The organism is Bacteroides ndongoniae, assembly GCF_900108345.1.
GTDB classification, from domain to species: Bacteria; Bacteroidota; Bacteroidia; order Bacteroidales; family Bacteroidaceae; genus Bacteroides; species Bacteroides ndongoniae.
The window spans coordinates 1,471,443-1,490,765 of the sequence record NZ_FNVV01000013.1 but is presented as its reverse complement, the minus strand read 5'-3'; the positions used below and the strand labels follow the sequence as shown (position 1 = coordinate 1,490,765).

Genomic DNA, 19,323 nt, shown 5'->3' with positions numbered 1-19,323 from the left:
CTTATACTACGCGCGCGTACACATGCGCGTGGGTGTGTGTGAGGAAGGATGCAAGATTGCAAGATTGCAAGATTCTACTTCCCCAGTTAGGAAAATATTTTTTCCTAACTGGGAAAAAAAGATTGGGCAGTTAGGGAAAAAAACAAAGGGGTTCTATCTTCTACAGCTGGCGTTTCCAGTGCACAATTTTGTCACGATTGATTCCATAATCAGTACAATACTCGCAAAGATCCTTAGCCTCGCTACATAACAGGTAGAAGACATACACCTCCTGATAGTTTACTTTCCCTTTTGCTATAATCATTGTTATTAAATATATAGCGCAAAGACATGTTTGAGAGACATTCGTATTAAGACGAAAAAAAGAATGGTCACTTTATATTTTGAACTCACAGTAAGTTCATAAATTACAGTAAATCATACTAATTCACACATAATAATCTAATCTAGTGACTCTGGTTCATCTTCAGTCGACTCTGTTGTACTTGAATCAAAAGTTAAAAATATCTCAAGAAAAGCCGTCTCTCTATAAAAGTAATTAACGTGAGTTCGATATAAAATCAAAAAAAGAAAGTTGTCTGTCATTGACAAAATTTATATCAATAGCTGGCTTCTTTTCAAAAAAGCAGTATGCTGCGATAGCCGACAAAGAGTTAGCTATAAAGTTATTGAATGAACGATGTCTGGAGTGCTCTATCTGTGCAATGTTCTTCAATTCGTCATTGACCGTTTCGATCAGGGCTCTTTTTCTGAGCAAGATCTTGTCGGCAATACTCATCAGTGAGTTCTTCATATTGTTCTTGACCTTGGTGACAAGTTGTATGCCATTAAGAAAAAGATTCTCGAACNATGTGTATAAGAGATAGGGGCTCTTTTTCTGAGCAAGATCTTGTCGGAAATACTCATCAGTGAGTTCTTCATATTGTTCTTGACCTTGGTGACAAGTTGTATGCCATTAAGAAAAAGATTCTCGAACAGGGCCTGACCAATATATCCTTTGTCTGCACATAGTTTTCCTTTAATGTTCTTCAGGAACTTGCCCAGCTTCAAAGGCTCCCGGTCATCCACGTTTCCGGGAGTAAACATGAAATTGAGAATTTCCCCTTTGTCATTGATTATCAGATGCAACTTGAATCCGAAGAACCATCCCATTGAACATTTTCCACGCTCGGCAAGTCCTTCAAATGTCTTATGAATAAGGATTCTTTGGTTACGGCATACACGTAAGGGAGTGGAGTCCACAAAACTGATGCCGGTACAGGTTCCCAGCAGTACTTTTTTGATAAAGATGCTCAGGGGAAGTAGTACTTCCTTTTCCAATTATACAAAACGGTTATAGGAAACTTGGCGCGGAAAAAGGTGTTTCAGATGTTTACAGACATACTCCTTGTAGTAATGCTTGAAACAGCGAAAACCACCGGAGTGAAACAGGATAAGAATAACCATAATCTCAGCATCACTCATACGGTTGGGTTTATTGTGATGCTTGGTCTTCTTATCATCAATCATATATTTTTCCTGTTGAAATGTAAATTCCTTGCAAAAATCATCGGCCATACAATAAATCTCTGTAANTGATGCCGGTACAGGTTCCCAGCAGTACTTTTTTGATAAAGATGGTCAGGGGAAGTAGTACTTCCTTTTCCAATTCTACAAAACGGTTATAGGAAACTTGGCGCGGAAAAAGGTGTTTCAGATGTTTACAGACATACTCCTTGTAGTAATGCTTGAAACAGCGAAAACCACCGGAGTGAAACAGGATAAGAATAACCATAATCTCAGCATCACTCATACGGTTGGGTTTATTGTGATGCTTGGTCTTCTTATCATCAATCATATATTTTTCCTGTTGAAATGTAAATTCCTTGCAAAAATCATCGGCCATACAATAAATCTCTGTAACTTTAGACTCTGGAAACATAGTGATAATCGTTTAAATGTTATAATTGTTCACTATAAATTTAATACTTTTATCGCTATGTTCCTAATTTTCAGTGAAATATTTATTTGCTTATATCGAACTCACGTTAATTATTGCTTCCGATATCCCCCGAAAACGCTCCTTACTCGGCACAATTCAGTTTGTTATTCTTTAGAATAACCTGATAAAACATTCCATTATCGTGTCAGAAATAACATTTATCTTAAATCCTGTCTCTTAGCAATAAGGTAGCAATTACTTATCCGGAAAAACAGAGAATAAAACTAATTCAGAAAATCGAACGTGTTTTATATATGTAAATATGATTTAATCAAACATATTTATTCAGTTCTTCAACCAATAAATGTACAGTAGTTGAAGATTCTTCCATAGCAGGATTACCTTTTGAAATCTCGCTAAGTACAAAAGATGCGTTCTTTATTGCCTGAGATTGCAAATGATAAAGTCTGTTATACATGATAGCGCCAAATCCTTCACTTTTGGAATATGGTATTCCTAAAAGTTTCGATAGCATATCCGCATAATTCTGGCGATGAAAGGGACCTCGATAGAGATTAAAATGCAGCAAAAACCAATACTCAAATGCCTGATTACTATATGCAACACGAAAACCGTTCTTTTGAGCCAAAGCTATTGCCTGGTTGAAGTCTTTTGCTGGAAAATCATCCTTGTCAAAAACAACCCAACACTGGTCGTAATAATGCTTTTTCTTTTGTTCGGTATCACGTATACTGATTGCCTTATTGACAAGACTTATGGTATTCATTGCCTGACCTATGGCTTTGACAGTGGCTGTTGTCATGCGGAAAGCCTTAAAGTAGTCCGGTTCTGTACGTACCCCTTCACATACAATGAGAAACGACTGTTTTACATTTCTCGTTCCCTGCTTTCTGGTTAGACTACTTGTACGATGATCCTTTTTTATTTGTCTTCCCATACTCATTCCTCCATATTAAAGACCTTCTCCATTTCACCGATAATGGGAGTTGCACCATATTTGCCTAACAGATAATCCCTTTCAAATGGAGTATTGCTGCGTACCTTATATTCAACCAGTGAATATGCTTCAGTGGAACCGAAACTGTTTTTCTGAGTAAACCATATCTGGTCACGACGAAACATTCCGGCACTTAACAGGAATGTATCATGAGTGGTAAAAAGCAGTTGTGCGCCCTTCGGATTTGTTTTTGCCGAATTAAAAAGACTGATGATTTTACGAACCAACAAAGGATGAAGCTTTGAATTAAGTTCATCAATAACCAGAAACTTTCCATTATCCAAAGCATCAATGATCGGATATGATAAAGAGAAATATTTTATTGTTCCTTCCGATTCGTTACTGCTGAATGAAAAGGCTACACTATTGGTTTCTTTTCCCTCATCATCATATTGACGGTGGGTACTAACGATGCGGTTATCTGTTTTTACGATATTGTCTATCCCCAAATCTGCATATTTTGCAAAGTTCGTAATACGCAAACGAAGATTCTCATCATCCATAGACTTTAAAGCCTGTTTCCACAGTTTTTCCTCGTCATTGCCAAATATCACCTGCATATCATTCAGCCATTGCAAGATACTGACTGCTATCGGCTCATTGAACTGTGCTCCAGTAGACAGCAATAAAGCATTGTCACGCACCATTTTCTTGTTTACAAGTTCCATCAATAAAGAGCTCTTCTGATGAACGGTGGTTTCTTCTTCTGTCCTATAGAATATTTCAATTTCTTTAGCTCTCTTTTTATTTGTACGCTGGTATAGCCATTCAGCATGTACTGCTTTACTGTCAACTTCGAAACCATAACGGTAAGTGAAACCTTCAACGATAAAGGTTGCTTCCATCGTAGTCGGCTCATTCATTGAAGTTGAATTCAACCGAAAGTTCTCTACATCAATTGCTTCTCCTGCCTGACTGTTTTTGAAAGAGTCCGTGATAAAACGCCTATAAAAAGCGATAGCCTTCAGAACATTAGACTTTCCTGAAGCATTGGCACCGTAAATCACTGCACTCCTTAAAACAGATAATCCTGTATCGGGCACAGTTATCATATCGTTTGACTCTGTAAGAACATCCTTAAGAGCTGTTGCAACAAAGGATATTTTTAACTCGTCCTTTATTGACAGGTAATTGCTGACACAAAACTCTAAAATCATAAACTTAACTCCTATTTTTTGCAAGATTTCTACAAAAATAGAAGTTAAGTTTTGAAAATCCAAAAGATAACTAAAAATTATTGTTTGGCGAATACACTTTTAAAAGCCTTGAATTTGACATTATTTTAAATGACAAAGAACTTGATATATTGTCTCAAAAGTAAAAATACAGCCCATCACCCACTAATATCCCACTCATCTCACCGTATGAACCATTATGAACTTGACAGCTATTAACAGTCTTATTACTTTTGTAACAAATTTAATTCGAACGTATGAAAACATATCATCAACTTCTGTGTGCAACCATGCTTGCACTGTTTGTGGCAGGATGTTCGTCCGATCATACGGATGAAGTACCGGAACCCGAGTCTAAGAAAATCCCCATAACCCTCAGTTGCGGCATCACTGCGACCTCTACCAAGGCTACTGATACGGGATTTGAGACTGGCGACAAAATCGGACTTTATGTGGTGAACTACAGCGGAGGGGTGTCGGGACCGCTGCTTAACGCCGGTAACCATGTGGATAACATGCGATTCACCTACGATGGTACGTGGACTCCGGCCACACCTATCTACTGGGAAGATGAAACTACTCCGGCCGACTTCTATGGTTACTATCCTTATAGTAGTACGCTGACCAACGTAAAGGCAATGCCTGTCGAGACACTGGCCGACCAAAGCACCGAAGCCAACTACAAAGCCAGCGACTTTCTGTGGGGCAAGACGCTGAATGTGTCGCCTACCGAAAAAGCGGTGGGCCTGACCCTTGACCATGTGTTCAGTTGCGCCGTAGTAAAAGTGAGCGCCGGAAACGGATTCACCACCGAAGGACTGGAAGCGGCGAATGTGAGCGTGAAGCTGAACCAGGCTGTATGCCAGGCCACACTGAACCTGCAGGACGGCAGTGTAACTCCAGGTACGCAGAAAGAATCTGTCTCTTTCCTGCGCGGCAAGAACAACGAGTTCAAAGCACTGGTGATCCCGCAAAGCATTCCGCTGGCCGACAACCTGTTCACCGTAACCATCGACGGGCGTGACTTCAACCTGAAAAAGGAATTTACTTTTGTCGGTGGCAAGCGCCATACGTTTACCATCACCGTCAAGAAGACCAGCAACGGCATCAACGTTGATATAGGCGACTGGACAGATGATGGTGAGGACCATGGTGGCGTGGCAGAATAAACAGAACAAACAGAATAAACAGAATAAACTTAAATAGAACTCATATATGAGAAGCAACATCATTCACAGCTTGGCTATGCTAATGCTCGTCGGGGCACTGGCATCGTGCAACGATGACACCTTCGGTCCGAACGGATCGCAGGAGGAAAACAGACGCCCCATCGTTCTGTCCGGAGAGATAGAACAGGTGGCCGTGACACGTGTCAACGACAACGGTTTCTGCGATGGCGACGAAATGGGTGTCTACATCGTAGACTATCAGGGAAGTACACCGGGTACGCTGCAAAACAGCGGTAACCGCGGCAACAACGTGAAGCATACGTTCGACGAAGCCGCCTACAAGTGGAACTCGGCTTACGACGTCTATTGGAAAGACGATCATACGCACATCGATATTTATGGTTACTACCCCTTCGGCTCGCCCGAGGACGTCAATGCCTATGCTTTCGAAGTGAAAAAAGACCAGTCTACCACTACCACCAGCAACGAAATGGGCGGCTACGAAGCCAGCGACTTCCTGTGGGGAAAGGCTGCCGACGTGGCTCCTACGGAAAGAATCATCCGTCTGCCTATGCGCCACCGTATGAGTAGCCCGCGCATCACGCTGACCGAGGGCGATGGTTTTGCCGAAGGTGAATGGGCCGGACTCGAAAAACAGGTATTGATTAAGAACACCAAGCAGAAGGCTGTCATCAACCTGGCCGACGGAAGCGTCAGCGCTACAGGCGAAGTGAGCCCTACCGGTATCATCCCTTACGTAAAAGACAACGTGTTCCGCGGCATCGTAGTGCCACAAACCATTTCGGCAGGCACACAGCTGTTCAGCATCACCGTCAACGGTGTAGTCTATAACTTCAGCAAAGAAGAAGCCTTCACCTACGTCAGCGGCAAAATGCATAACTTCACCATTCAGGTGAACAAAAAGGAAGCGACAGGCGAATATACCTTCAAACTGGCAGGTGAATCCATCACCGCTTGGGAGAACGACGACGTGTCGCACGATGCTACCATGAAGGAATACATCGTCATCAACTCTACAGCCGGGCATCTGAAGGACTCGATTACGGCTGCAAAGAAGGATTACAGAAAATTGCAGAATCTGAAGATTACGGGAGAAATAAACTCGCAGGACTTCTACTTCATGCGTGATTCGATGGATGTACTGCAATCGTTGAATCTGAAAGAAGTAAGATGTTTACATGGGCAATTCGGAGGCCGTGGAGGAGGTTTCCCTAATAATAGTTGGGAATACGAGGATGACATCATCCCAGAAAGTGCCTTGAATGAAAAAAGATCGCTTGCCCGAATCATATTGCCTGACAAACTAAAAAAAATAGGTGACTGTGCATTCCGTGACTGTATCAGCCTAACAGGTAGCATTATTATACCTGAAGGTGTTACACACATCGGAGCCAGTGCCTTTCTGTGGTGTAACGGTTTAACCGGTTCTTTATCTCTGCCAAGTACATTGGAATATATCGGAGGCGGAGGTGCTGTCGATATAGGAGGAGCATTTGACGGTTGTAAATTTACATGCGAATTAAAACTTCCTGACAATCTAAAATACATCGGGCACAACGCGTTTAGTGGAAATCCTGGTTACTATGGAGAACTGAGACTTCCTGGAAAATGCGAATTTATAGGAGACGGTGCATTCGCTTCCTGCAAAAACTTAACAGGTAACCTATCAATACCGCAAGGTGTAACTGTCATCTCGCAATTTGCATTCAGCAATACAGGATTAAACGGAACATTGCAACTGCATGACGGAATTACTACCATCATGAATGACGCATTTTCCGGAAGCCCGCTTAAAGGAGAATTAGTATTACCTAAAAACCTAACAATGGTAGGTATAGGTGCTTTTTATGGCTGTGATTTCTCTGGAGAACTAAAGTTGCCTGCTAATATTGCATCAATCGGTGATAAAGCCTTCGCCTACAACTGGCGTCTGATTGGTATACTAGAATTTCCCGAAGGCATTCAAAGTATCGGTGCCGGTGCTTTCGCCAAATGTAGTGGCATCGAAGGACTCGTATTTCCTGAAAGCCTTGAAAGTATTCGCTACGAAGCCAGCTACTATGAAGAAGGCGGTGCTTTCCAGGATTGCTTTGGTATCGGTAGCATCGTCTGCAAGGGTTCTACACCTCCTTATGTGCAAACAGGAGCCTTCGATGGCGTAGCCAAAGACAACTTCACCCTTGAAGTACCGGAAAGTGCCATTCAGCAATATCAGGCCGCATCGGGTTGGTGCGACTTCAAACGCATTGCCGCCCATCGCGAGCTGGTATGCCGACCCAGCATAGCCAATGCAATCAATACCGAATGTACCCGTACGCTGATTGTTGATGCAGAAGGCGACTGGATAGTAGAAAGCAAGCCGGACTGGTGTACGTTGTCGCAGAACGAGGGCAGCAAAAAGACAGAAGTGACGCTGACCATCCATCAGATGTCATCGGGAAGCTCCATGCGTAGCGGAGAAATCGTATTCAAACTGAAAGACCAGGACTATCGCCACAAGTGTACCGTATCGCAATACGACTACATCTATGCCGAAGACGAAATCATCAACCTGCAGAAAGCCAGCAAAGGCAATCGGGGCGGCATCAACCTCGTCTTTTTAGGCGACGGATATGACGCCAAGGACATTTCGGACGGCAAGTATATGAAAGACATGCAGGATCAGGTAGAGAATTTCTTCGGCATAGAGCCGTACAAGAGCTATCGCGACTACTTCAACGTCTATACCGCCATTGCTGTATCACCGGAAACGGGTATCGGTACGGTCAACACCATCCGCTACGCCAAATTTGAAACGACATATACCGGCGGTGTAGGATTGAAATGCGACTACGATGCTGTCTTTGACTATGCACTGAAAATGCCTACCGTGACGACAGAGAATCTGAAAGAATCGCTCGTTATTGTGGTGCCCAACAGCACCGACTACGGCGGCATCTGCCAAATGTGGGAAGACGGATCGGCCATTGCATTCTGTCCGCTCAGCACGTATGGTTATCCGCTCGACACACGCGGAGTGATCCAACACGAAGCAGGTGGACACGGATTCGGCAAACTGGGTGACGAATACATCTATCACAATGCGTTCATCGACTTCTGTACATGTACTTGCTGCGGACATGTCGATGCTATCAATTGGGCCAAAGCCTTGGGATGGTACGAAAATCTGTCGCTGACCGGCAAGATGAACGAAGTGCCCTGGAGCCAGCTGATATTCGACGAGAAATACAGCGACTTTGTCGACATCTTCGAAGGTGGCTATATGCACAGCCGGGGCGTGTTCCGTTCGGAGCAGAACAGCTGTATGAACAACGACATCCCCTACTACAGCACCATCAGCCGTATGGCCATCGTGAAACGCATCAAGCAATATGCTGGCGAAGAGTTCAGCTACGAAGACTTCAAAGCCAACGACGTAGTGAGCAACGATGCTGCTACTCGCAGCTTCGACAACTTACGATACAGTGGAGGAAGTGTGCACAACTACCAGCTCCCGCCGAAGATTCACAAAGGCAGTCCGCTGGGCAACAAGAAAAACAAATAACGTCATAAACCTACTGATATGAACAATAACAAGTTACACCATATACTGGAAGCAGGACTCCTGTCAGTCCTGCTGATGGTGGGAAGCGGATGCAGCGACAACGAATCGCCGCTACCTGCTGCCGAAGATGAGAATGTGATGACTTTCAACGTCATGCACCCACGGCAAGCGGTTGCCGACTCAAGGGTGACGACTACATCCTTTGAAAGTGGAGACCGGGTCGGTCTGTTCATCACCCGCAAAGATACCCCACTGGAAGTTTCGGGCAACTACGTGAACAATGCCGCCCTGACTTTCGACGGGAGCCAATGGACAACCGAAAAGCCCGTATACTGGGACGGAGGCACTTACAACATCTATGCGTACTATCCGCAAATGAAACCGGTAACTTCGGTGGACAATCTGCCTTTCAGCGTGTCGACCAACCAGTCGGCCGAAGGAGAATACGAAGCGAGCGACTTCTTATGGGCTGGCCAACAGAACGTCAGTGCGAGCAATTCACCTGTCAACCTTCAGTTTGCCCACCGCATGAGCCGCATGCTGATCCAGCTGGTCAAAGGGGAAGATTTTGAAGGCGACCTGCCGGAAAATGCTGAAGTATTTATCCACAACACGGTGCCCGAAGCCACCATTGACCTGAGTGCCGGTGTAGTGACACGCTACACGTACGGCACCCGGCAAAGTATACAGGCCAAGAGTCTGGGGAACCATACCTATTCGGCCATCATCGTTCCCCAACGCCTGGACAACCGTCAGCCGCTGGTGGAGGTCATCATGAAAGGAGTGTCTTACCTGTACGAAAGCAAGTTTGTCTTTAAACCAGGCATACAGCATTCCGTGCAATTGGTTGTTTCTAAAAATCCGGAGCAGATAAAGATTGAAATAGGAGGAGAGTTGGAAAATTGGGACGAATAAAGTTGCATTAACTGGTAGGGAGATGCCATCCTTTCTTTTCTCATTTTTTATGGGAAAAGAAGGATAGGCATCTCATTTTAAGTTATCTTTGCCGTCACATAACGATGTAAAACCATGCAACAAACCAATCCTATTTTCCATATTCTTTTATCGAGCTTATCTGTCTGTGTTCTTTTCCTGTCGTCATGCCACCATTCGGATACCGATCCTGTTGAGGCTCTTCCGTTCCGTAACGATGGAACAACGTGGGGGTTGATAGCCACCGACGGGACCGTACTACAGCCTGCCGGGAGCTTCGAACATCGGCCATCGGCCGTTGTAGGAGGCATGTTCAGTCTGGCAAATGAAGAAGGACGTCTCCAACTCTACAGCCTGCACGATCCTGCACATCCCGTCAGCCAACGCAGCTTTGTACGCATCGGACATTTTTTCGAGAACGTGACACTTGCTCAGGAGGAAACAGATTCTCCGATTCTGCTGATAGACAAACAGGGAAACAATGTAGCCTCGACGGCCCAATATCCGCAATATGACATCGTACTGATGCATAACTTCAGCGAAGGTCGTGCACTGTTTGCCACAGGCAATGGAAAATACGGATATATGGATACACAGGGGAACATCGTTATTCCACCCATTTACGACCGGGCACACGATTTTCACGAAGGCCTGGCACTGGCCGGCAACACCAATAGCCAGGGACAGAGCGGCTACCTGCTGATTGACAGGAACGGAAAGATAAAGACGGCCATCCGGTTGTCCAACTCGCTGCTCGATGCCAGACTGTCTGACAACCGTCTTCTGTTCTGCGAATTGGGTACCCGTCACTTCGGCTACCTGAACCGGCAGGGAGAACCGGAACTCTATCTGCCCGAAAAGTTTCGCCTGGCATTGCCATACAAGAATGATATGGCTGTGGTAGAAACGGAGGAAGGACAGGGCGTTATCGACCGCCAGGGGCAACCGCTGATTCCGAGCATCTACGACAAAATATACCTGACTAACCACGGGCTCACAGCCATCTGTAAGAACGGGAAATGGGCAGTGGTCGATCCCAGAAATCAGGCAGCTATCCAATTTCAATACGATTCCATCGGGCACTATTACCATGAAGGACTTGCCGTAGCCCGGCAAAAGGGACGATACCTGCTGATTGATAAGGAAGGGAATCCGCAGGGAGATGTGACTTATAATGTCATCGGTGAGGAGCAGACTGCCAGCCGGTTGTGTCCGCAGCGTTTCCTGATAGAACGTCCATCGGCCGGAAACAGCATGAAACTGCAATCTGAAAGCATTGAAGACAAGCAGGGAAATGCGCTCCCAGACACAGACCTTGCACAAACATCCGGCAACCATACGACGGAACCCACAACAAAAACCTCCAGCCATATAGCTAGTCAGGACTGGAGGAAAGTAAGCGAACAGCATCCGTTCTATCAGGAAGCCATCAAAGTGGTATCGGGCAAACTGGACGAAAAGGATGCAGGGAACAGACAGATGATACTGAACTACGTAGAGCATCTGCGTACTTCGTATACAACCAAGGATATCGACTTTCTGGAACAGCTGTTCAGCGAAAACGCCCTTATTGTGGTAGGCACCGTGGTACACACGTCGCAAAAGGAAACCGGCTACCTGTCGCCTGCACAAGTCGTCTACAACGTTAAGAGCAAACGGCAGTATCTGGACCGTCTGAAACAGGTGTTCAAGGCCAACCGCAGCATCAACGTGAAGTTCAGCGATTTCCACATCATGCGCCATCCTACGGTGAAAGGTATTTACGGAGTCAGCCTGAGACAGAAGTACCGGTCGGACATCTATGCCGACGACGGGTATCTGTTCCTACTGTGGGACTTCCGTGACGAAACGGCCCCGAAGATTCACGTACGTACCTGGCAACCCCGTATGCAAGCTGACCATACGCCACTGCCAGAAAACGAAATATTCAACATCAATAACTTTAACCTGCAATGAAACGTACTTCATCCGTCCTACTATTCAGTCTGCTGCCGGTCCTCCTGCTGCTTTTACCCACAGGAAGCACCTTGGCACAGGACTTTACCGTACGCCATTTCCGTATATTGCCCAATGACATTTCAGCCTACATTGACCCGGTGCGCGACCTGAACGATGAAGCCTGTGCCCTGATCAAAGTTGTAGGTGACAAGGATTTTGTATTCTCCTCTCCACTGGGCATCGTAAAACGTAAAAACGATGTAGGAGAAATCTGGTTATACCTGCCCAAAGGTAGTGTGATGATAACCATCAAACATCCACAATGGGGCGTGTTGCGCGATTATCGCTTTGCGGCACCACTCGAATCGCGTATGACTTACGAACTGATGCTGACACCGCCACTCGGATATCAGTATCCGGTAGAAATGCCAACGCTTGAAAAGCAGCCTGTACTGCCCGACACCTCCCTGTACCTGGCTAAGCATCTGCCACCGCTTCCGCCTCAACGGCCCCGCCGGCCACGGGAGCCCTGGCGCAGGCTTATATTGCTCAACGCAGGTATACAGGCCGACGGGCCTTCGGCCGGACTGCGCCTGGCACTTATGCGGCGACACGGTGCGTATCTGCTGGCACAGAAAGATTTTCACGGCATGCCTCATACCCAGGGCGAATGCGACCGGAACGGACTTCTGCCCGGAACGGATGAAGCCCCCTACTACACCGGACGGACAGAAAAAGGACGCTGGATGCTGATGGCGGGAGGCATTCACCGGTTGATAGCCGACTTCTGTATCTACGAAGGTGTGGGTTACGGACAGCGGGATGTGGCTTGGGAACAATATGATAACAGTGCACTGCTGCTGAACACCGATTTTTCGTACCGGGGTATCAGTGCGGAAGCCGGTTGCCTTTACCGCTTCCGACGGATGGTGGTATCGGCGGGTGTTATGACCATCCGTCTTCAGTATTGGGAAGCCGCTGTCGGAGTAGGTATTAACTTCTAAATCCTTTCGAAAAAATGACTAATTATTTCCGTACATACATCCATATATGGATCATATTCCTGCTTACAGCCTGTAGTAAGGATGAAGAACCGGTGAACCTGCCTCCGTCGGTCAGCATAGAGGCAGCCAGGGACATTACGCGCACAAGTGCCCTGCTCTCGGGCAAGGTAACGCCGAATGCAGAAGGTAATGTCAGTCAGATTCGGTTCCGATACGGACTGACTTCTGACATGACCGAATCCGTCGACATATCCGTCACCGAGGAGCAGGATGTCTCGACACTATTGACTGGCCTGCATCCGGGAAGCACTTATTATTATCGCCTGGAAGCTGGAAACACATACAGCACCGTGCACAGTGAAACGATGAGTTTTGAAACAGTCCCCAATACAGAACCTACTGTCAGCGACCTGAAAATGCTGAACCAGGGACCGAGCAGCATCACCCTTGAATGCGAAATTCTGGACGATGGCGGAGAAGAAATCACCGCTACCGGATTTTATTTCCGGGCCGAGGAAGATGAACAGGAACAACAAATCAAACTGGGTAGTCCGGAAGAAAAGCGCTGGAAAACACGCATCGGTAACCTGCAACTAGAAACCACCTACTACATACAAGCCTATGCCGCTAACTCTATTGGTGAGACACGCAGTAAGGTGTACCAGTTCCAGACTGGTGAGGTGGTCGTACTGACAGAAGCCGGAACCCTTCATGAAGCAATTGGAGAACAGGAAAAATACCAGTTCACTACCCTCAGTATAGCCGGACCGCTGAACGGAACAGACATCCGTTATCTGCGCGACATGATGGGAACGGACATCGAAGGAGAGAATACCGACGGGAGATTACAGCGACTTAACTTAAACGATGCTTCGATTGTGGCCGGTGGTGCGAGTTACGACGGACAACGTTTCACAACTGCCAATACAGTCAGCCAAGGCATGTTTGCCAACTGCATCTGGTTACAGGAACTGACCCTTCCGGTAGGAGTAACGACGGTCGAAAGAAATGCCTTCGAAAACTGTACCTCTTTGTCTGTCCTTCATTTCTCACCATTGCTGGCACGATTTGCTCCCTCGGAAGGTTGCAGCAGTCTGACCATCCTGGACATTCCGGAAGTCAATCCGGCCTTTAGCAGCGATAATGGGATATTATACAACCAAAAAATGACAGAACTGGTATGGTATCCGGAAGGGAAAAAAGAAGAATACTTCCAGATACCGTCGAACATCACCACAATCAGGGAATATGCTTTCTACAACACCCGGTTACAACAGATCGACTTGCCTTCGTCCGTAAAGGAGATCGGGCAAGAAGCCTTTGCCTTTTCAGCAATCAAAAGCATTGTTTTGCCCGATAATATCAGCCTCATCCCTCATGGATGTTTTCAGCAGTGCCGGCAATTACAATCGCTGACATTGGGAGCATCTGTATCTTATCTGTCTGAATATTGCTTCGACGGTTGCTCTTCGCTGCAACACCTGTACATCAAAGCAAGCGATTTTCCGCCCGTATGTCAGGACGAAACCTTTGTCGGAGCGGAACAACTGTTCGAACAAGGTACCCTTCATGTGCCCTACGGCTGCCAGTCGATCTACAGGAAGCATGCTGTCTGGGGACAGTTCAGGAACATCGTTGAAGAGAGTTTTTAAAGCTACAGCCAGATCAGCAGCAATCCTACCGCAATGCTCACGATGGTGCACACCATTCCCGGCATCATAAACGAATGGTTGAGAATGTACTTCCCGATGCGGGTCGTGCCTGTACGGTCGAAATTGATTGCTGCCACCACTGTCGGATAATTGGGTATAAAGAAATAGCCATTCACAGCCGGGAACAATGCTATCAGCATCCAGGGAGAAATGCCTAATGCGATTCCCAAAGGGAGTACGGCACGGATGGTTGCAGCCTGACTGTAAAGCAGAATGGACATGACAAACAACGCCACCCCAAACAGCCATGGCATGGACTGGACAACACCTTCGATGGAGGAAGTCAGCGAAGACAGATTGCCGGCAATGAATGTATCGCCCATCCAGGCAATACCGAAAATGGCAATCACAGCCTGCATACCTGCCGAAAAAACACTTCCCTGCACAGCCTTGATACCGTCGATCCGACAGATAATCAGGATGAGAGCCGAAGTGCTGAGCATGATGATTTCGATAATGGAAGGCATGTCGAGTGGAACAAGTTTGCCATCTGCCCAAAATACAGGACGCAAGGCATCAACCGAACCAAACAATACAATCAGAAAAGTAGCCAGTAGAAATATGCCTACTGAGATACGGGCTTTCTGCAAATCGAACGATACAGTCGTTTCGGCCAGACGAGACTCTATCATCCCCTCCTTAAGACGGCGTTGGTATTCCGGATCGTTCACCAGTTCTTTGCCTACCTTCATCGAACAAAAGGCACCCACCAGTACCCCGATCAGCGTAGCAGGAACGGAAATCTTCAGAATATCGAACAAGGAAATGTCGAAACCAGCCAGCATGCCCAGCAAAGCCACCGTAGCCGCCGAAATGGGACTGGCTGTAATGGCCTGCTGCGAAGCAATGACAGCAATACCCAACGGACGTTCGGGACGGATTTCTGTCTCGCGTGCCACTTCGGCTATCACAGGAAGCACCGAATAGGCTATGTGCCCTGTTCCTGCCACGAAAGTAAACAGATAAGTAACCAAAGGGCTCAGCAGCGTAACCCATGCCGGATGTTTGCGCAATAACCTTTCGGCCAGCTTCACCATATAGTCGAGCCCACCGGCAGCCTGCATGCACGAAGCTGCCGAAATAACGGCTACAATCATCAGCATCACATCGATAGGAGGAGCCGTAGGCTGAAGCCCGAAAACAAAACAAAGCAAGGCCAGGCCTGCGCCTCCCATTACTCCTAACCCGATGCCTCCCAAACGGGCACCAATCACAATAGCAGCCAGTACAACAATCAATTGCAACCACATACTCACTCCATTTTTTTATTCTACATTATAGCCTGACACTTTCAGCAGGGGTTTGTTCCCCCGTGTATCTACGTCTTTCCAACGGACATGTATCAGTTTGCTCTCGCCCGGCAGCAGGGCAAAATAGTTGTCGGAATAGAACACGGGCAAGAACTGAATGCCGTCTTCATCGCCTACCACATTCAGCCGGATCATCAAAGCCGGAGTGGCAGTGCGGTTCTCGACAGTGATTCGGGCCGTCCATTCACCGTCAGCACGCTTCGCATATGCTGCCTGCGTATGCAGAGTAACCTTCGGAAGCTGTTTCAGAGCCTGATAGTTGTTCTCGACCTTACTGCGGTGATAGAAATTCTCGGAAACAGTCTTCCCATTTTCCTCCAGCAGTAACCTGATGAAATGTACTTCGCTCAGGTTGTCGGGGAATTGCAGTCGGATACACTTTTCGGTGGTATCTTCGCGGCTGTCTACTTTGACTTCCTTCTCCCAAGCTACGGTGCCGTTCATGTGGAGCACCTGTGCACGGGCCTTCAGAGCGGGATGCCGGCCGGCATGATAGTTCACCACTTCTACATCGTCCGTAGCCGGATTCCACTGGATGTGCAACGGTTCGGAAGCTTTCTTGATGGCAAAGTAAGCGGCTGTCGGTTCGAAATAATAGTCATACGTCTGCCACACCATCGAAGGCCAGCAGGGATGGCTCATCCACATCAGCAATCCCATACGGTTCTTGCTGCGCGACTCGAAGAGGCTGCGATGCCCATCGTAGTTCACCCACTGAGCCAGATCAGCAAATTCTTTGGCACTCTGTGGCTGACCGTATCCCGAAGCTATGATCTCATTAAAAGACGTTGCGCCCTGTGCCCCTTCCAGAGTATAGTCGTGCATGCCCCACTGATGCGACTGCGGCCAGATACCTTCGGGCGAATAGGTACGCAGAAAACTCTCATAAGTCAGTACGTTGGGCATGCCTCGCTCGCTGTGGAACTTGTCGTTACCGGTCTCCAATGTAAAGTAGGTTTTGGCAGGAAGCATACGGTAAGGACCGTGACCGCTCACTACCTCATCGGCCGAACTGGAAATATAATGAAGTCCCGGGTGTTCTTCCTTTACGATACGGCGCAAAGCTTTGTCGATAGTCTCGGGTGGGAAACCCTCGTTACGTCCGCAATACAAAGCAAGTGAAGCATGGCTGCGGATGCGCTTCACATAGTCCTCGGCATTGGCAATAAACATTGCCGGATTGTAAGGATCGGGACCGTCGGCAAGATTGGCCAGCCAGAAATCTTGCCAGATCATAATGCCATATCGGTCGCAGGCATCATACAATTCTTCGTCGCCAATCATGCCTACCCAGTTGCGAAGCATGGTGAAGTTCATGTCTGCATGATAAGCCACGGCAGTCTCGTATTCGCGGCCCCGGTAATTCAGGTTCGACTCACTGAAGCCCCAGTTACCACCACGGCCAATGAAACGGCGACCGTTGATGTAGAGGTTCAGCACGTCGTTCTTCTCGTCGAACGTCATCTGACGAATACCGACTTTGAAGTCACGGGTATCGGATACTTCGTCATCTACTTTGAACGTAAAGTTTGCATCATATAGATAAGGGGTGCCATAACCGTTGGGCCACCACAAACGAGGATGCTGCATACAAAGTTGTGGGAAACGGTCAGCATCGAATACAACCGTCCGTTCTTCACCGGCCTGCAAACTGACGGGTTGCTCGAAACGTACATCGCCTATCCGGCCCGACAAGATGCCACTCACGGCATTGGCGTCGTGATTCTTCACCACAACCTCTGCCGTCAGTCGGGCCTGGGTGGTGTCGAGCAAAGCCAGTTGGGTCTGCACGTAAGGATCCTGCACGGTGACCTTGCCAGTCGTTGTCAGAAACACATCGTTCCAGATACCAATGTTTCGTCCGCGTACGGTCGGTATCCAGTCCCAGCCGATGGTGGCATGGAAAGTAGGATTGTCCGCACCCAGAATACCGCCATTGAAGTCCGTACTCTGTTTGTTCTTTTCTTTCACGGCACCAATATGTTCATTCTTGATGATTTCTACGGCCAGAACGTTTGTACCCTCCTTCGCCCACCGTGTCACATCGAACTTACCGCGGATAAAGGCACCTTCGATACGTCCTACCTGTTGTCCGTTCAGGAAAACATTGGCTTTCCAGTTGATGCCGTCGAAGTTCAGAAAAACCCGGTCGCGCCGGAACGATTGCGGCAACTGGAATTCACGACGATACCAGAAATTGGAGTTAAAAAACGATTCAGATACCATCAGTTGATTGTCGGCATAGTTCGGATCGGCCAGCGCACCTACATTCTTGTACGAAGTCAATACGGTGCCCGGCACGGTAGCTGTCACCCACCCTTCAGGTTTATAAGCAGGCAAGGAAATGTCCTCGCCTACGGCCTGCACCTCCGAAGCTCGCTGCAACTGCCATCCACCGCCCGAAAGTAGCAGTTTGCCGTCTGCCGCTGCGGGCATGGCTGCCGCATGGGGCAGAAGTCCTCCCCGACCCATTACTTCCAATTCACTCAGTATGTAGCATTCCCCGTCTGCCGACTGGTCCATACAGACACGAACATAACGCCCCTTTCCATCGACAGCGATTTCGTCTGTCAGTTCTGTTCCGCCGGGCAACGAAGCTACATCGTGCCACGTACGGGCATCGTCCGAAGTCTGTATGCTTCCTTTGACAGCCTTGTTCACCCAGCGCAGAATTACTTTGTCAAACTCCGAACGGGTACCTAAGTCTACACTGACCCATTCCTTGCCCGCAGTGGCACTCATCCATGCACTGGTGAAAAACTGCGAAGGCTTCAAATCGACGGGTCCTTGAGCATCGGCAAACTCAACTTCGTGGAAAGTCCACTCGTAAGCACCCTTCATCCGCAAGCGGATGCGATAGGATGAATAAGACGCAGCATTGGCAAAACGGAAGGTCTCCTCCAGTCGGCGCATTGGCATGGACACAGTACCGGTCTGTTTATTGGGGTCGTTTACATCTACCCGACCATTACGGGCTTTGCCGAGCAATCCGCTTCCCCGGTTCACAGCCAGTACAGTCCAGGTAGTACCGTCGTTCGAGGCTTCCCACGTCATTTCGTACCCACCCTGAGCCAATCGATCGTCGTACACCAATGTACCGGTGACTACTGCATGGGTAACAGTTTTGCCATAATGGTGCATATCAAACTGGAAAAAGGCATCTTCACCACGCACACTATTGCGCGAATACGGCCCTCCGTCAATCATCCATTCCCGTTCCCTTTTGGGGACACTCCCCCCGGCAGTCCGGAGCTCGAAGTAAGGAGGCTTGCGGTCGGTCACGATGCCATCCGTCAAAAGTTGCGAGGTCAGGTTATAATCGTAAGCCGACGACTGATAAGTAGCCCGCAGGAGAGCCAGGTTACGATATTGGTTGCCTCCGGGTAACAACTCGGGCGAGAAGTCTTCTTCCGGACTGCCCGGATAGACACCAATGCCACGGGTGTAATAGTCGGAACGCAGATAGTCCCGCTCCGAAGCTGTCTGTGCATCGGCACAACCGGACAGAAGCAACAAGGCTCCTGCCCCACCATACAATATTAAAGCTGCTGCGTCTTTCTTCTTCATAAATCATCTAA

At 47.6% G+C, this 19,323-nt stretch carries 11 protein-coding genes and 2 pseudogenes; 6 read left to right on the top strand and 7 right to left on the bottom strand.

Annotated features, from left to right (window positions below):
* Positions 1 to 160: 160 nt before the first annotated feature.
* The 5 genes and pseudogenes from BQ5591_RS21375 to BQ5591_RS10690 all read right to left on the bottom strand — a co-directional run bounded on the left by BQ5591_RS21375 (position 161) and on the right by BQ5591_RS10690 (position 4,096).
* Positions 161 to 304 carry a hypothetical protein gene (locus tag BQ5591_RS21375; RefSeq protein ID WP_159434452.1) on the bottom strand — a complete coding sequence of 48 codons (144 nt, stop codon included), beginning with the start codon at positions 302 to 304 and terminating at the stop codon, positions 161 to 163.
* A gap of 324 nt (positions 305 to 628) precedes the next feature.
* A pseudogene (locus BQ5591_RS22180) lies at positions 629 to 1,557 on the bottom strand (IS982 family transposase); the annotation flags it as partial.
* A 7-nt stretch (positions 1,558 to 1,564) separates the two neighbouring features.
* Positions 1,565 to 1,921 (bottom strand): annotated as a pseudogene (locus tag BQ5591_RS22295) (IS982 family transposase); the annotation flags it as partial.
* Between the two features lie 331 nt (positions 1,922 to 2,252).
* The gene (locus BQ5591_RS10695; RefSeq protein WP_071149289.1) at positions 2,253 to 2,885 is read right to left on the bottom strand and encodes an RloB family protein; all 633 of its coding nucleotides are present in this window, start codon (positions 2,883 to 2,885) and stop codon (positions 2,253 to 2,255) included.
* A complete protein-coding gene (locus BQ5591_RS10690) occupies positions 2,882 to 4,096 on the bottom strand; it encodes an AAA family ATPase (protein ID WP_071149433.1) in 1,215 nt (404 codons plus the stop codon). Before BQ5591_RS10690 ends, BQ5591_RS10695 begins: the two co-directional genes overlap by 4 nt.
* A 275-nt stretch (positions 4,097 to 4,371) precedes the next feature.
* Between BQ5591_RS10690 and BQ5591_RS10685 the strand changes: the two genes are divergently transcribed.
* The 6 genes from BQ5591_RS10685 (at position 4,372) to BQ5591_RS10660 (ending at position 14,375) form a co-directional block, all read left to right on the top strand.
* Positions 4,372 to 5,283 (top strand): fimbrillin family protein, encoded by a 912-nt coding sequence (locus tag BQ5591_RS10685; protein WP_083380931.1) that lies wholly within the window; start codon positions 4,372 to 4,374, stop codon positions 5,281 to 5,283.
* Between the two features lie 46 nt (positions 5,284 to 5,329).
* Positions 5,330 to 8,848: a leucine-rich repeat protein gene (locus BQ5591_RS10680; protein ID WP_071149287.1), complete on the top strand. Its 3,519-nt coding sequence runs from the start codon at positions 5,330 to 5,332 to the stop codon at positions 8,846 to 8,848.
* Positions 8,849 to 8,866: 18 nt separating this feature from the next.
* Positions 8,867 to 9,763, top strand: coding sequence for a fimbrillin family protein (locus BQ5591_RS10675; RefSeq protein WP_071149286.1), 897 nt, complete (start codon positions 8,867 to 8,869; stop codon positions 9,761 to 9,763).
* 114 nt (positions 9,764 to 9,877) lie between these two features.
* On the top strand, positions 9,878 to 11,737 hold the full coding sequence (locus tag BQ5591_RS10670; protein ID WP_083380930.1) for a WG repeat-containing protein: 1,860 nt from the start codon (positions 9,878 to 9,880) through the stop codon (positions 11,735 to 11,737).
* The gene (locus BQ5591_RS10665; RefSeq protein ID WP_071149284.1) at positions 11,734 to 12,723 is read left to right on the top strand and encodes a hypothetical protein; all 990 of its coding nucleotides are present in this window, start codon (positions 11,734 to 11,736) and stop codon (positions 12,721 to 12,723) included. The genes BQ5591_RS10670 and BQ5591_RS10665 overlap by 4 nt, the downstream gene beginning before the upstream one ends.
* A gap of 14 nt (positions 12,724 to 12,737) precedes the next feature.
* Positions 12,738 to 14,375, top strand: coding sequence for a leucine-rich repeat domain-containing protein (locus BQ5591_RS10660; RefSeq protein ID WP_071149283.1), 1,638 nt, complete (start codon positions 12,738 to 12,740; stop codon positions 14,373 to 14,375).
* 2 nt (positions 14,376 to 14,377) lie between these two features.
* Here BQ5591_RS10660 and BQ5591_RS10655 read toward each other — a convergent pair whose 3' ends face one another.
* Together BQ5591_RS10655 and BQ5591_RS10650 are read right to left on the bottom strand one after the other, a co-directional pair.
* Complete coding sequence (locus BQ5591_RS10655; RefSeq protein ID WP_071149282.1) at positions 14,378 to 15,685, bottom strand: anaerobic C4-dicarboxylate transporter family protein; 1,308 nt, start codon at positions 15,683 to 15,685, stop codon at positions 14,378 to 14,380.
* Between the two features lie 15 nt (positions 15,686 to 15,700).
* Entirely contained in the window at positions 15,701 to 19,312 is a 3,612-nt protein-coding gene (locus tag BQ5591_RS10650) for a glycosyl hydrolase 2 galactose-binding domain-containing protein (RefSeq protein ID WP_071149281.1), read from the bottom strand.
* Positions 19,313 to 19,323: the final 11 nt, after the last annotated feature.

Excerpts from the sequence above, each read along its gene's own strand:
- BQ5591_RS10695 (WP_071149289.1), bottom strand. The coding sequence starts at position 2,885 with ATGAGTATGGGAAGACAAATAAAAAAGGATCATCGTACAAGTAGTCTA.
- BQ5591_RS10685 (WP_083380931.1), top strand. The coding sequence starts at position 4,372 with ATGAAAACATATCATCAACTTCTGTGTGCAACCATGCTTGCACTGTTT.
- BQ5591_RS10650 (WP_071149281.1), bottom strand. The coding sequence starts at position 19,312 with ATGAAGAAGAAAGACGCAGCAGCTTTAATATTGTATGGTGGGGCAGGA.
- BQ5591_RS21375 (WP_159434452.1), bottom strand. The coding sequence starts at position 304 with ATGATTATAGCAAAAGGGAAAGTAAACTATCAGGAGGTGTATGTCTTC.
- BQ5591_RS10675 (WP_071149286.1), top strand. The coding sequence starts at position 8,867 with ATGAACAATAACAAGTTACACCATATACTGGAAGCAGGACTCCTGTCA.
- BQ5591_RS10670 (WP_083380930.1), top strand. The coding sequence starts at position 9,878 with ATGCAACAAACCAATCCTATTTTCCATATTCTTTTATCGAGCTTATCT.
- BQ5591_RS10690 (WP_071149433.1), bottom strand. The coding sequence starts at position 4,096 with ATGATTTTAGAGTTTTGTGTCAGCAATTACCTGTCAATAAAGGACGAG.
- BQ5591_RS10665 (WP_071149284.1), top strand. The coding sequence starts at position 11,734 with ATGAAACGTACTTCATCCGTCCTACTATTCAGTCTGCTGCCGGTCCTC.
- BQ5591_RS10680 (WP_071149287.1), top strand. The coding sequence starts at position 5,330 with ATGAGAAGCAACATCATTCACAGCTTGGCTATGCTAATGCTCGTCGGG.
- BQ5591_RS10660 (WP_071149283.1), top strand. The coding sequence starts at position 12,738 with ATGACTAATTATTTCCGTACATACATCCATATATGGATCATATTCCTG.
- BQ5591_RS10655 (WP_071149282.1), bottom strand. The coding sequence starts at position 15,685 with ATGTGGTTGCAATTGATTGTTGTACTGGCTGCTATTGTGATTGGTGCC.